Here is a 13,468-nt window from a genome sequence, read left to right as displayed (position 1 = left end):
TTAAAGCCTATGACTGATCGCTCTTTGCCACTATCTCAAACCGCCAAGCCACTGGAGAAGAAGATCACCCGTGATTTGCGGGAGCGTGCGATCGAATGCCTTCTCTTTCTCGCTGCCTTTTCGTCGGTGGCAACCACGATCGCCATTATGGTGATTTTGGTTACGGAGTCGTTAGCGCTGTTCAAGGAGGTGTCGATCGTCGAATTCTTGACCAGTCAAGAATGGGCACCGCTCTTTGATCCACCGCGCTACGGCATTTTGCCGTTGGTTACAGGTACGTTAGTGACCTCTGCGGTTGCACTCACAGTTGCCATTCCAGCGGGGACGATCGCGGCAGTGTTTTTAAGCGAATTTGCTGCGCCCAAACTACGCGAGGTTGTGAAGCCGATCCTAGAGCTGCTGGCGGGCATTCCGACTGTGGTGTATGGCTATTTTGCGCTCTTGTTTGTGACACCACTGTTGCAGATGGTGCTGCCTGACCTGCCTGGTTTTAATATGCTCAGTCCCGGTTTAGTCATGGGCATCATGATTACTCCGCTGATTAGTTCGATCAGCGAAGATGCCATGCGGGCAGTGCCAGTCGAACTGCGAGAAGGCTCCTACGCAATGGGTGCAACGCGGTTTCAAACAGCCTGGAAAGTGGTGTTTCCCACTGCGGTCTCAGGCGTTTCAGCCGCTTACATCCTGGGTATTTCGCGGGCTGTTGGTGAAACTATGATTGTGGCGATCGCGGCAGGGCTGCAACCCATCATTACCTGGAATCCACTCGAATCGGCAGCAACCATTACTGCCTACATTGTGCAGGTGAGTTTAGGTGATGTGCCCCACGGCAGCGTCGGCTACCAGACCATTTTTGCGGCGGGTTTGACGCTGGTACTCATGACCCTGGTGTTTAACATCGTGGGACACTTTTTGAGTAAGCGCTACCGGGAGACTTACTAGGATGTCAAGTCCAGAGCTACATAAAGTAGAGCGGTTGGATTCAACGTTGCCGAGTCTAGACTTGGTGGCTGTTCGTGCTGGCATTGCTCGCCGTAAAGTCTTTGATGGTTTGTTTGCGATCGTTGGCTTACTGGTTCTCTTGATCGCCCTGCTAACCTTGCTCACGCTCATCACGCAGCTAGCTGTACAGGGGTATCCGCGCCTTACCCAACAGTTCTTTTCCTCCTTTCCCAGCAGCACACCCGAAGAAGCAGGCATTCTGGCGGCATGGGTAGGAACGTGCCTCGTCATGCTGGTTACAGCGGCAGCGGCTGTGCCTGTGGGTGTAGCAGCTGGCATTTATCTGGAAGAGTACGCCCGCAAAGGCTGGTTGGCAGATCTGATTGAAATCAACGTGACGAATCTGGCAGGCGTGCCGTCGATCGTCTACGGGCTTCTAGCGCTGGGTCTGTTTAACTACTACTTTAAGCTGGGCGAAAGTGTCCTTACGGCAGGTTTAACGTTGGCATTGCTGGTCTTGCCGATCGTCATTGTTACCACCCGCGAAGCCCTACGCGCCATTCCTCGAAGCTTGCGTGAGGCAGCATACGCTCTGGGAGCCAGCAAGTGGCGGATGATCTGGGATCACATTTTGCCGTACTCGGCAGGCAGCATTATGACGGGTGTGATTATTGGCTTATCACGGGCGATCGGTGAAACGGCTCCGCTTGTGACGATCGGGGCGCTCACCTTTATCGCGTTTTTGCCCGAACCACCCCTCAAAGGCACCTTTCCCTACCTTTCGTTTGAGTGGCTCAAGGCTCCGTTCACCGTCATGCCCATTCAGATGTTTAACTGGGTGTCGCGCCCCCAGCCTGAGTTTCAGACTAATGCTGCTGCCGCAGGGGTTGTGCTCATCGCCATGACTCTGGCAATGAATGGGTTGGCAATTTATCTCCGCTATCGTTTCCGCAAAGGCATCAAATGGTAAACGACCAATCAACTCAAACAACTCATGCCATCGGGCTAAAAGCAAAAGCTGCGGTGAAAGATCTCAGTTTTTACTACGGTACGACAAAGGTACTGAAAAGCGTTAACCTGCCTGTGCCAGAGCATCAGGTAACGGCACTTATTGGACCGTCGGGCTGCGGTAAGACGACGCTACTACGCTGCTTCAATCGTCTCCACGACCTGTATCCCGGCAACCGCTACGAAGGCGAGATTTTGCTGGATGGGGCGGTGAATATCTTGGGACGAAACATTGATCCGATCGAAGTCCGTATGCGGATCAGCATGGTCTTTCAGCGTCCCAATCCCTTTCCTAAGTCGATTTACGAAAATGTTGCCTACGGGTTGCGGGTGCGGGGGGAAGCCAAACGAAGCGTTGTGGATGCCAAAGTAGAGCACGCCCTTCGCAGTGCTGCCCTCTGGGATGAAGTGAAAGATCGCCTCAACGAACTGGCATACAACCTTTCTGGCGGTCAACAGCAGCGCCTCTGCATTGCCCGTGCTCTGGCGACCGATCCCGAACTTATTTTGTTTGATGAGCCAACTTCTGCCCTAGACCCGATCGCCACCAAAAATATCGAAGATCTGATGGCATCACTCAAAGAGCAAGTCACAATTCTCATCGTTACCCACAGTATGCAGCAGGCAGCCCGCCTCTCAGACTACACCGCGTTTATGTATCTGGGCGAAATGGTGGAGTTTAACCAGACTCAGACGCTCTTTAACCAGCCACAGCACAAGCAAACAGAAGACTACGTTCAAGGACGCTTTGGCTAACGGTTACAACTGTTTAACTCGAGCCCCTCGTTTGAACGCCCCTCTCAGTGGTTAGAAGTTGTCGCTTTACCATCGATCGCCTTCAAAACCAATCAAGCTAATAGCTCTTCACACCCTCCAACCCATCACATTCTTCAAGAAGCTCCTGCCATGACGACCCTAATAGATAAGCCAACGCCCTCGGTGGCAAAAAATACACCGCCTGCACTCAAGGCACTGTTTCGACCAATGTTGGCTTTGGCGTTAGGCATCCACGGCTTGTTGTTGTTTGTGCCGCTCTCCCCTGAGAAGAAAGAATTGCCGGAGCCGACCGAAAAACCCGTCAAAATTTCCCGTCTCTCTAACCAAAAAGTAGCGGTTAAACCAACGCCAAAACCGAGAGTAGCGACATCAAAGCCCGTTGTGAAGCGTAATGTGTCGTCAACCCCAAGGCTTGTAGTTAAAGCAACACCAACACCATTGCCAGCAACGTCTTCAGCCAGTGCTGCACCAGCTTCAACCAGTGCTGCACTAGCTTCTAACTCATCGGCTACGCCTCTCGCTGTGCCCCCTGCTGCGCCGGTTGATAACACTCCTTCCAGCGATCCTGAAGCAGCAGCCTTTGCAGGACCACTGGATACTATTACGCGCTCTCGTACTGATACAGATAGCGTTGAGAGGGATCTACCTGTACGCGATACGTCCGTGCCGATCGGCTCTATTCTCTTCAAAGATCCAGCGCCCTTTTTCACTAACCCCGATCAGGATTTGGTAAAGCCAGGAGTATCAGCAGTCGAGTATCTCGGCACTCTCAATGATCTAGAGACAGCGCTAAAAGACGATATTGAGCCTGCCTATACAGGCAATGGGTTTACCTTTGAGAAGGTCGGTGACTACGGCGACGGACCCGTTTATGAGGTGAAGAAAGATGCGGTGACGCGCTACCTTAACTTTGTGCTGAACAAGAGCAAGACAGGCATTTTGGTCGTAGTCTGGAAAAAATCACCCGTTTAGAGAAATCCGCTCTTACTGCGATCTCGCCTTACAAAACCAACGATCGCTGTTAGAGCAATGGTGTAAATTGGTGGTGTCAAAGTGGCTTAGAAGGGGAGCGATCGTCCTCATTTCAGGAATGGATTTCCACCACATAACGTTTAAGCTAACCGGACGGTGGTAACTCTCGTAACCTAATAGACAATCTAGGCTCAGTTCCGGTTCAGCGCAGTGTTATGTGGCGAGCACTCAAGCAACTTAGTTCTATGTCCACACAGCAGTTGTTGAAACACCTAACCAATCACCATTTTGTGCTTGACCAACCGCATAAATATCAAAGATAGAGATGCTTCCAACAATGTGAATCCGCAAGCTCTTGAGGTGTGAACGCAACAATTGATCGATCGAGTCAAATTTCCCTTCCTCCTCAGGATATTCAAGAACATAGTGTCCTTCAGCGTCCTCATCTCCTTCCACATAATCATAAACGCCTTCTAGTCCTTCACCACCCAAAGACATTCCTTCAAATTCCCAAGTATTGAGGAAGTGTGATAAGTGGAGGAGCCGATCAATTACTGCATCTTCGGTTGCTGCAAATTCGCAAGCATAGTGATTTTCCTCGTCGAAACCGTCGTAGCATTGCCTGCCAATAAAAGTAATCCCGTCTAGAATCGGTTTCAGCTTTGCTCCGAGTTCTTGTGTTTCAGCCTGATTTAGCTTGATGCGCTGTGCTAAAAACTTTTCAAGGGTTGGGCGAGTTGGAAATTCCACATAACTTCTGATGGGACTAATTCCTATCCAGCAATCGTCGTTAACTCTAGCAACCAGAATTTTGAATGACTCAAAAACGTATTTGGATGAGCGGCGATCGTTGCTGTAGTGGTCGTTGTATTCTCCTTCATCGTATTTAACCACTCTGTAAACTTGCAGATTAGTCGCGTGAGCTTGTAATACTTCCAGCAAGGTCTGATATCGTTGCTCCATAATGGCTGTTTTTGCTTGGGCAACTTCATATTGTTCGGCTCGTTGACGTACTGAGTCTTGACGTTGCTCAATTGGCGTAGTCATCCAGATTGGTATATCAACATCAGCACCATAGTGCATTTCTTGGTGGGTTAGATACTCTGGATTCTGTTCTAAAAACTCCTCCCACCGTTCAAAGTCCTCTAAGTACTCTCTCCAACTCAAAAAATCATTTGGTTCGACCGCAACTAGGTTGACTGTAGCTTGAAGCAAGCGACTGATATTAAACTCTCCCTGCATGCCCACATCCCAAACAAAGGGCTTTAGCGCGTAATCTGCTTCTGTCCTAAACAGCAAGCCTTGAATACTGGAATCAATCAAGGCTATAAGTTGCGCTGTGTCATCTTGCATCTTAAACAATCTCCAAACACAGTCCTCATTAATCGCTTAAGCCACATAACAACTTATTAGACTGAAAATTTCTGCATAAAAGTCCAAAATAGGCAGATAGACCGACGATTTCTGGATATCGCACCAAATTGGGTAGATAGACAGAAGCAGAAACTGACTGTAAAAAAGCGTTAACTGCTTGGGCAGCATACTCTCATTGATCGCCCCTTCGTATTCACCCGATCGCACTTCAAACTAACAATGCGTTGAGCAAATTAGCGTTAGTAGTAATGATTCAGGTGTTAACTTCTGGGTGGGTCGATCGCCAGCGAGACTCGTTCACCACCGATCGCCTGCATGGTGCCTAAAACCTGTACCACTTTTTGATAAGCGAGTTGGTTATCTGCTTTAAGCACGATCGCGCCTTGGGGGTTTTTGTTTAGATACTCCACCATCTGTGTTGCCAATTGGTCTTGGGTTACTGGGCTATTACCGACTGTCATTTGACCTTGCCTAGTCAAACCCACAATCAGCGGATCGGGTAGTTTTAGTTCTTTCGCACCTTTGTCAGCCGTGGGTAGCGTCACATCAACCGATTGCTGAGTCGTTAGCGTCATTGAGATAACGATGAAGAACGTCAACACTGCCATCAGCACGTCCATCATAGGCAGCAGGTTCACTTCGAGCATCTCTGAACCCTGGCGCTGCGATTTAAATTTCATACATCAACTGCCTGAATGCGCTTTGGTCTGAACGGACTGCGGATGCTGATTGCCTTTGTTATGGTCTAAAGGGCTAGCTGCGATCGCTCGCGCTCAACGGACAGGGTAGCCTTCTTCAGGGATCGGATCCACTGGGTATGATGCTTGCCCATTGCCGTTCGGAGCGGGTGCGTACCACACCTGACGGTAAATCAGTTCCAGTTCAGTACCGACTTCCGAGAAGTAATCGACCTCACGTGCCTGAAACGACACTAGAAGGCGGAACAACGCCAGCGCAAAAATCGCAATTAACATACCGGCTGCGGTGGAGATAAGGGCTTCACCGATACCAGCCGCCGCTTTAGTGGCACTAGCCGTCGTGCCACCGCCCCCAATATTCAGGTTCCCAAATGTCTGGATCAAGCCCGTTACTGTGCCTAAAAGTCCTAAAAGAGGTGCTAGACCAACCGTTGATTCCAGCAGCTTGTTGCCTTTGTGCATTTTGACGAATTCTTTGTCACCCGCTGCCTCTAGGGCAAGGCGAAACGTTTCAGGTGTGGGGTGTCGCAGCTTCAGGGGCGCCAGAAGAAAGCGGGCGATCGGCTGGTCATTAGCCCGCTCGGCGATCGCAATAGCCTGATCCAGGTCATAATGAGCCGCCTCTAGCACATCGTGTGCAACTCGTTGTTCATGACGAGACAACCGATACCAAAACAGCCCCCGGTCCAACCCACAGGCAAGCGTGGCTACAGACAGACCCATAAGAGGGTACATGACCATTCCACCCTGCATGACTAGATCAAACAATCTATTTGACATTGCAAAAAAGTCTGATGGCTTAAAAAAGGGTAACGATAAAAATGCTAACAGATCAAAGCATCACCGTTAGAGTACCTGAGTCCTGCGATCACCTGATTAAGAACAGGTCTAAAAAATGATTAAGGTTCGGTAAAAAAATTAAAGCTGTGTACTTCAGCTGAGCCACAAACAAAGCAATTACTTTGAATAATTTTATCTGTACTTTTGCAGATTACATCTAACTCTAAATAGACCCTCTCTCAGCGGCAGAATACTACGGTTTTACTCTACTACAACCTCGCTATCACTAGGTCGCTTAGGGTTGGGAACATTGTTGAGAACGACAGGTGCTTGACGTTTTATCGGTGCTGACCCTGCTGGTGCAGCAGCATCAGCCATGACACTGGCAACCTTAGCGACTTGCGTCGTTGGCAAGACTTCCTGCCAGTTGATCGTACCCTCGGCATCCATTGTTACCACAATCCTTTCTGGTGTTGCGCTTTTGGTGGCTCCGGCTTTAGGCTTTGACGCAGCGGCAGCTTTTGCGATCGTGCCCTTTGTTAACTTTGTAGCAAGCGGTTTTGCAGTTGATTGCACCTTGCAATCAAAGGTTTCACCGGGTCGAACGGCACGGTAAGAGTCACCACATTCAACCCGGAGCGCCGTTCTGATTTCGCTGGTTAGGGTTTCTTGCAGCAGCGTCTCCAGTTTGGCAACATTGACCAGACCGCGCACGCTAGGAATATCCCATTGCACTGTGCCCTGGCTATCTTTCTGCTGCACATTGATGGCAAAGGTGCCGCCTGTGTCAAGTGTGCCTAAGCAGGTGAATGCTTGGTTAGCAGCCGGTTGCACGTCGTTGGGGCAACTCACCGTCTTCAGCGAAACGCCGCCCTGCTGGATGACGCTATCGCGAATATTATTCTCAATCTGGAGGTGATCGAGTGGTTTGGTGCAGCCAACAAGACCGAGCACACAAGCACTGAGGAGAACGAATACGTTGAGCACACGAACGTTTGATAACGGCGGTGCTGCCAGCATTGCCCTAGAGTGGCACTGGTCTGCTTTCGTAGGCATGGTCGGTCTAGACATTTACCAGGTGAGCCTCTACAACTGGACGTAACTACCTTCAGCAGGGCGTTAACCCTCCCGTCAATAACGTAGCGATCGCAGGTAAAGGACGTGTTAAGAGTTACATAATGCTACATCGGTTCCAGTACTCCAAGCTATTTGAGGCGTGTGATTGTCCCTTGCTTCGCCACCAATGCACTTTAAAGAAACTAACAGCAACGCAACTATTGCGGTTCTGCTGCCACTGTCGTCGCTGCCAATTCATCGTTGGTAGAAGGCTGCGGTTTTGCTAAGTTTTGAAAGATGATCTGGTCTGCGATCGCCTCTTGCGGTGGTTTGTTTGCCACTTTAATTTGTGGTTCTTCTTCTTTACGACGCGCCACCGTTTGCTGTTGATAAACATCGAGCGCCCGTGCGATCGCAGTGAGCCGCCGATTTTGGTCATGGCTAATGTTGTCTTCTGTATTGCCTAGCCCAGGCGCTTCCCAGCGGTTGCGTCGCGGGTTCCAGTAGGACTGTGTACGTGCCCACAACACAGCCTCTGATCCCGTTAGCCCGCGATCGCGCGCTTTTTTCAGCCACTCAATGTAGCCAGGCGTATCTAAGGCTGCCAGAGGAGCCTGATTTGCCAGGTCGATCGCGTTCAGTTCTTCTTCTAGCGATAGGTTCAAGCGATGTGCGTCTGCTTTTTGTCGAATCACCTCTGCTTGCCGCTCTAAGCGCCGTAGCTGCTTCTCATCCGCTTCTTCAGGCGAATCAGCTCCATGCTGATACGAAAAGCTGCCCATGTTCCAAACCCCGTTGCCAGGGTCAGAATGCCCATAATAGGCACGAGTCTTGCTGCCGTTGGGTGTGCGGGTGCCTTCAGCGTGTCCGACAGTACGGGCAACTAAGGAGTCAGAACCACCAGTAAATAGGTCTGCCTGAGTGCTGGTTGATGCCACTGGGGCAGCAACAGGCGGTGGAGAAGGTGCTGGCGCAGTAGCAGCCTCAGCCACAACAGGCGGGTCAAAGCTGAGAGCAGGCGATCGGCTTGGAGTGGGATTGCTTGGAGTCGTGGGTTCGGTAGGCGTGACTTGTTTCTCGACTTGCTGCTCGGCTGGAGATGTTGCATTCGCTAAGGTGGCAGGAGTGGATGTGCCCAAGGATAAGTCGATCGCGCCACCGTTATCAGTCGGAGCAGCTAGCGCATCAGCACGAGCAGCAGACGCGCCTGAGAAAAAAGCAACCAGGCTGAGGGCAATCAGAGCAGGGGATTTCATGGACGACTTTGGTGGAGAGCAGAAGGCAGAGGGCAGAAGGAAAAAGGCAAAGGGAAAAAGGCAGGGGGCAGAGGGCACAAGGTAGAAGGGCTAAATCTGCGGGCAAGCCTCTCTATGTTTTTTTTAGGGTGCTTTCTAGGATGGCTTTGGCGGGTTCAACAATCGCCCAGGTGCCGTTGGGCTGTTTGCGTAAGGCTGCAAACTGAAGCAGATCGCCGTTGCCGATCGTGTCACCTTGCTTAAGCGTGCGGGGCTGCGGATCGTTCAAACCACAGAAGCGAAACAGGTAAGCAGGTACATCAGGGCTGGAGAACATGAGGCAGCGGTGTTTATTAAGTTGGGTGCGCCCGTCAAAGGGTGCATAGACATCGTTGCCATCCAGAGCAATAGAAATATCGCCCAGACCACCGAGAACACGACGATCGCTAATGGTGTCGCCTGGTTGCAGTTGCCATGTTTGGTAGAGCTTAATGTCAAGCGTTGCCTCATTGTTAGGCGGACGGGTGCAGCTAGAAAGTAGGACAAGACTGACAACCGTTGCGATCGCTCTCAGACAAACTGCTTTGCTAGACATGCTGGTACGGGCTAACGACGGAAACTAAAGTCATAACCGGCATATTCGTCACCTTCATAAAGCACAACCAGCCATGCCTGTGAATCAAATGCCAGCGGGTAGGCTTCGCGACGCGACGAAACACCTGCCCGCACGTTGAGCGATGGCAGCTTGCAGTAAGGCTCTTTGACGATTCGGCTCACCTGCGTTTTGTGAGAACGCTCCGGCACTGCCAGCAACTGGGAGAGTTGGTCTCGCGACAGAATTGCCTTCGGTTGTACAATTTCCTGACAGACGGCTTGCGTTGGTGCAGGCGTGGGCAACAGGGCGCGTGGGTCTGCTAATAAGCCAAAGGCTGCAACGACAGACCCACCAGCCAGCATATATTTCACGCTATTAGTATGAGATTTGCGACGATGCATCGTTTCATTCCCCGAAAGTGATGAGTCGTGAGTACGATCGAGCAGGCAGTGTGCCCAGTCCATCTAAAGACGTGCTGTTGCCTGGATCTATGTTTTCAGACAAAGATGCTGCCTAGAAGGTAGCCGTAAGCAGAAGGATGGTGAGAGGCTGACAACGATCGCTCATCGCGACCATCAACACTGAGAACAAAACTTTCCTTGCTTGTAACCGCACTCAAACCGCGACTTCCTTCTCAAGACGTATTTCATGTTTAGTACAATAGTACTATAAATGATTTTGGCAAGAACACAACCAAAACTTCATACAGTAGTTACAAGAGCATCCGATGCGTGATGTCTTTAAGTGGTCAGGCATCGAACGTAGAGTTTCTATGGCTTCATTTTTACCAATAAGACTGATTTGACAGGTCTGATTAGTGGCTTGCCTGCTTGGTCTACCTTGCCGTAGGCGCTTTTGCCATCGTAGTAGAGCGATGATGAGCTGCCGCCATCTAGGTTCATGGCTTGTTCTACGCCCAGCGTTTTCATAAAGTCGGCAAGTGCCTGCAACGTCATGCCGCTTGCCGCATCCTTTGGTTTTTGCGCCACCATAACCCAAAGGATGCTGTGATCGCGTGTAATGCCGATCGCGGTTCTAGCGTTGGGTTGGCGGCTTCCCAAGGCATCGCGGCTGATGGTGCCGTTTGCATAAGCAACAAAGCCCTCTTCCTGCGCTGTGATTGCTGGCAGCAGACGTGACCCGCCACCCAAGGCGTTGATTAACTCACAGCCGGTTGGGGGGGCAGCACGATGTAGAGCGATGGCATACTGGCGACGATCGCCACATTGATACTGTCGAAACTCACTACGATTGAGAATTTTGTCCAAATATGGGACCAGGTCAGGATTGCTCATCAAGCGTTCGTTCTGCGTCGGATCGGCAACTTGCTGACCGTTCAACACAATGTAGGCGGTTGATTTTTGGTTTTCTGGATCAAAAAAGCCACCATTAAGCGCTGCGATCGCGCCCTCGCGACGGGCGATCGCAGCAGGCGTTTCCACTGTATCTGAGAGAGCTGGTGTCACCTCATAACGACTATGTAATGGAATTGTGAGCGTATGAACGGTGCTGTCCGGTAGCGCGTAAGACTTGTATTCAAGGCGTGCTAATGAGGCTGCCGCAGGCGTGGGCGTAGGCGCACTATTGATTGGGGAAGGCTGTGACGGTGAAGAGGAACGTGAAGAATGGGCGATCGCAAACCACATCAGTCCCAAACCGATGCCAGCAAGACTCATTAACCAGATAGGTTTCACGTCAGTTCCTCGTAGCGTCAACGCGCAGATTCAGGACACAATCTTAAAACCCCATGTTTGCTTTTGGTCACCTGTCATGAAAACTAATGCAGTACGCCTCTTGGATACGCTGGGTATTGCCTACGAATTGCGTGAGTATACCGTTGATCCTGACGATCTAGCTGCTGAGAGTGTCGCTCACAAGCTAGGGATGCCGCCCGAGCAGGTCTTTAAAACGCTGGTAGCGCGCGGTGCAAAAACGGGTATTTGCCTTGCCGTTATCCCTGGCAACACACAGCTTGACCTCAAGGCATTGGCAAAGTTGGCGGGCGATCGCAATGTCGAAACCGTCCCTCTAAAAGAAGTCCAGCCTCTCACAGGCTACATTCGTGGTGGTGTGACTGCCCTCGCCTGCAAAAAAGATTATCCCGTTTATATCGACGAGTTGATTGAAGTGTTCGATATCATCTCGATTTCTGCGGGTCTGCGAGGACTGCAAATTTTGTTGGCTCCGGCTGACTATCTGCGGGCTGTTAAAGGCACTGTCGGCGCAATCTCGCAGGACAAAGCATGACTCATTTGCCTTGATTTTGCCTTTCTTAAGATGTGAAGACCTAAGTTCTGAGACGACTTCAAGCCATCGCCAAACCAGAATAGAGTTCACCCTTTCAGATTCGCCCAAAACAATACATAATTACTAGAGTCAAAACACTTATGCTTGCTTAAGGTGCCTTCCTCTACATTGGCTCCCAATTTTTTGCCTTACAGCCACTTCTTCTTAACGTAAGTCACACTCCACCCCTTCACCCTCCCACCTTTTCACTTCTTCACTCATTGTCAACAAACTACAAACCACTCTAAAAGCAGCCATGAGTGTCATCACCCGACGATTATCAGTGCCAGAGTTAAGCCAGCAAATTCTTGAGATGGCAACGATCGGCGTGTACCGCGAATCGGTTTTTGAAGCACTGCGTCCAATGGCGACAAAAAAGCAGATTGGTGCCGCGATCGCCCATGCCAAACGCTTTGGGCTACACTCCGTCGCCAGCCTGCGCGATGATGAGCTGGGCACCTACTACCAGGTTGACTTAGTGAAGTACCGTTCGCTGGAACACGCGATCGCCACACCCGCGCATCTGGGAGACGATGACAATCTGCTTGAACAGGTGATGGATGCAACCAGTACCGTGCAGCGAATGCTTGTAGTTGCTAAAGCTCTAACCGCATTGTTAGGAGTCGTTGGTGTGCTGTGCTTACTCGAAGAGCGCCATCAGCTTGGCATGAGCTTGCTCAGTGGTGCCGTTAGCGCCGGAAGCCTGTGGGCAATACAGCGATCGCTAATTAAGAAGATGCCTATGGAGCCTGCCAAGAAATAACTCGCTCTTGTCGCTGCATTACCCCTTTCACTCTTCTACCTTCCACTTTTCACTCCTCCGCCCCTTCACTCTTCTACTCTTGGCTTCCGGGTGTACCACCAAGCCCAGGCAATCAAAACTGCTTGCAACGGTAGCCTTGCCCAATACAGCACTGGACTATGGGGAATGCCCTCTAGCTTAATATTGTTCACTGCCATGTTGATATTGGCAGGAAACACGGCGATAAATAGTGCTATCAAACCCCAGGCTGCTGCCACGCTAACAAGTGGTATCAACAAGCCAATGCCGCCCAAAATCTCAAAGAAACCACTGATGTAGACTAACTCTAACGGATAGGGCAGTTGTGGCGGTACGATTTTGACAAATGGCGCGGGTGTCACAAAATGAAGCACTCCTGCGGTAATGATAAAAAGAGCCAGCACAACACGGAGAATCTCTTTAAGAATGTTGCCTGTGCGTCTGTAAGAGTGGCTTGGAGTTGAAGACATAAGGAGCTAGTTTCAACTAAAATGACAGTTAATGATCGCTATCGATCTACCAAACGCCGACTTGAAGCGTTTGTGCCTTCACCGCCTTAAGGTTACAACATTCAAAGCCGTAACATAGAAAATGCCCAAAGCCTCAGCCGCATCCAGGGATGTTCCGGCGCTTTAGCAACAGCGGGCGAACCCTCAAAAAACTCCACCATCGATCGCGCCGCTTTTTCCAGGCTCTCTGGATCGTTGGGATAGTGGGCGATCGCTGTTTCAGCCAGCGCTTGCATTGTTTCAGCGGTTGGTTCAATCCCACAGGCTTGCAGCAGATTGGCGGCACGCTTGACTTGCTCGGCGTCAAATTGATGCAGTTCCATTTGTCTTTCTGGATAAAGGCTAACGACTTCGTTTATCGGCTGTGATATTTAAGAGAACATCACCGAAACTGCCATCCATTCCTTACGCGATCGCCGCTTTTTTACTTTAAGCCAGGTTTATTAGCGTTTAAA

17 protein-coding genes are annotated in these 13,468 nt (G+C 50.6%); 6 read left to right on the top strand and 11 right to left on the bottom strand.

What is annotated here, in order from left to right:
- The first annotated feature begins 9 nt into the window (after positions 1–9).
- The 4 genes from pstC (at position 10) to H6F86_RS05240 (ending at position 3,699) form a co-directional block, all read left to right on the top strand.
- The gene (pstC, locus tag H6F86_RS05255; protein ID WP_190447046.1) at positions 10–942 is read left to right on the top strand and encodes a phosphate ABC transporter permease subunit PstC; all 933 of its coding nucleotides are present in this window, start codon (positions 10–12) and stop codon (positions 940–942) included.
- 1 nt (position 943) lies between these two features.
- On the top strand, positions 944–1,912 hold the full coding sequence (pstA, locus tag H6F86_RS05250; protein WP_347240088.1) for a phosphate ABC transporter permease PstA: 969 nt from the start codon (positions 944–946) through the stop codon (positions 1,910–1,912).
- Positions 1,906–2,706, top strand: a complete 801-nt coding sequence (pstB, locus tag H6F86_RS05245) for a phosphate ABC transporter ATP-binding protein PstB (protein WP_190447045.1) — start codon at positions 1,906–1,908, stop codon at positions 2,704–2,706. Before pstA ends, pstB begins: the two co-directional genes overlap by 7 nt.
- Positions 2,707–2,856: 150 nt before the next feature.
- A complete protein-coding gene (locus H6F86_RS05240; protein WP_190447044.1) occupies positions 2,857–3,699 on the top strand; it encodes a hypothetical protein in 843 nt (280 codons plus the stop codon).
- Between the two features lie 243 nt (positions 3,700–3,942).
- Here H6F86_RS05240 and H6F86_RS05235 read toward each other — a convergent pair whose 3' ends face one another.
- The 9 genes from H6F86_RS05235 to H6F86_RS05200 form a co-directional block, all read right to left on the bottom strand.
- The gene (locus H6F86_RS05235; RefSeq protein ID WP_190447043.1) at positions 3,943–5,052 is read right to left on the bottom strand and encodes a nuclease A inhibitor family protein; all 1,110 of its coding nucleotides are present in this window, start codon (positions 5,050–5,052) and stop codon (positions 3,943–3,945) included.
- Positions 5,053–5,333: 281 nt separating this feature from the next.
- Positions 5,334–5,753 (bottom strand): biopolymer transporter ExbD, encoded by a 420-nt coding sequence (locus tag H6F86_RS05230; protein ID WP_190447042.1) that lies wholly within the window; start codon positions 5,751–5,753, stop codon positions 5,334–5,336.
- A gap of 93 nt (positions 5,754–5,846) precedes the next feature.
- Positions 5,847–6,551 (bottom strand): MotA/TolQ/ExbB proton channel family protein, encoded by a 705-nt coding sequence (locus H6F86_RS05225; RefSeq protein WP_199305074.1) that lies wholly within the window; start codon positions 6,549–6,551, stop codon positions 5,847–5,849.
- A gap of 261 nt (positions 6,552–6,812) precedes the next feature.
- Entirely contained in the window at positions 6,813–7,622 is an 810-nt protein-coding gene (locus H6F86_RS05220) for a DUF4333 domain-containing protein (RefSeq protein WP_206756007.1), read from the bottom strand.
- Between the two features lie 203 nt (positions 7,623–7,825).
- The gene (locus tag H6F86_RS05215) at positions 7,826–8,863 is read right to left on the bottom strand and encodes a hypothetical protein (protein ID WP_190447040.1); all 1,038 of its coding nucleotides are present in this window, start codon (positions 8,861–8,863) and stop codon (positions 7,826–7,828) included.
- Positions 8,864–8,975: 112 nt separating this feature from the next.
- On the bottom strand, positions 8,976–9,437 hold the full coding sequence (locus tag H6F86_RS05210) for a hypothetical protein (RefSeq protein ID WP_190447039.1): 462 nt from the start codon (positions 9,435–9,437) through the stop codon (positions 8,976–8,978).
- 11 nt (positions 9,438–9,448) lie between these two features.
- Positions 9,449–9,901 (bottom strand): hypothetical protein, encoded by a 453-nt coding sequence (locus H6F86_RS05205; protein ID WP_206756006.1) that lies wholly within the window; start codon positions 9,899–9,901, stop codon positions 9,449–9,451.
- Positions 9,902–9,933: 32 nt separating this feature from the next.
- Positions 9,934–10,056 carry a hypothetical protein gene (locus H6F86_RS32720; RefSeq protein WP_277881641.1) on the bottom strand — a complete coding sequence of 41 codons (123 nt, stop codon included), beginning with the start codon at positions 10,054–10,056 and terminating at the stop codon, positions 9,934–9,936.
- A 151-nt stretch (positions 10,057–10,207) separates the two neighbouring features.
- Complete coding sequence (locus tag H6F86_RS05200) at positions 10,208–11,131, bottom strand: phosphodiester glycosidase family protein (RefSeq protein ID WP_347240087.1); 924 nt, start codon at positions 11,129–11,131, stop codon at positions 10,208–10,210.
- A gap of 76 nt (positions 11,132–11,207) precedes the next feature.
- Here H6F86_RS05200 and ybaK point away from each other — a divergent pair, with 76 nt between their 5' ends.
- The gene (ybaK, locus tag H6F86_RS05195; RefSeq protein WP_190447038.1) at positions 11,208–11,684 is read left to right on the top strand and encodes a Cys-tRNA(Pro) deacylase; all 477 of its coding nucleotides are present in this window, start codon (positions 11,208–11,210) and stop codon (positions 11,682–11,684) included.
- Positions 11,685–11,979: 295 nt separating this feature from the next.
- Positions 11,980–12,486, top strand: coding sequence for a hypothetical protein (locus tag H6F86_RS05190; RefSeq protein WP_190447037.1), 507 nt, complete (start codon positions 11,980–11,982; stop codon positions 12,484–12,486).
- Positions 12,487–12,551: 65 nt separating this feature from the next.
- Here H6F86_RS05190 and H6F86_RS05185 read toward each other — a convergent pair whose 3' ends face one another.
- Both H6F86_RS05185 and H6F86_RS05180 read right to left on the bottom strand, forming a co-directional pair.
- Positions 12,552–12,974, bottom strand: coding sequence for a DoxX family protein (locus H6F86_RS05185; RefSeq protein WP_190447036.1), 423 nt, complete (start codon positions 12,972–12,974; stop codon positions 12,552–12,554).
- A 101-nt stretch (positions 12,975–13,075) separates the two neighbouring features.
- A complete protein-coding gene (locus H6F86_RS05180; RefSeq protein ID WP_190447035.1) occupies positions 13,076–13,336 on the bottom strand; it encodes a hypothetical protein in 261 nt (86 codons plus the stop codon).
- Between the last annotated feature and the right edge of the window lie 132 nt (positions 13,337–13,468).

This window comes from Phormidium sp. FACHB-592 (genome assembly GCF_014695795.1).
Classification (GTDB): Bacteria; Cyanobacteriota; Cyanobacteriia; order Leptolyngbyales; family Leptolyngbyaceae; genus Stenomitos.
Note: the sequence above shows the minus strand (reverse complement) of the source record. Positions and strands in the feature narration are given on the sequence as shown.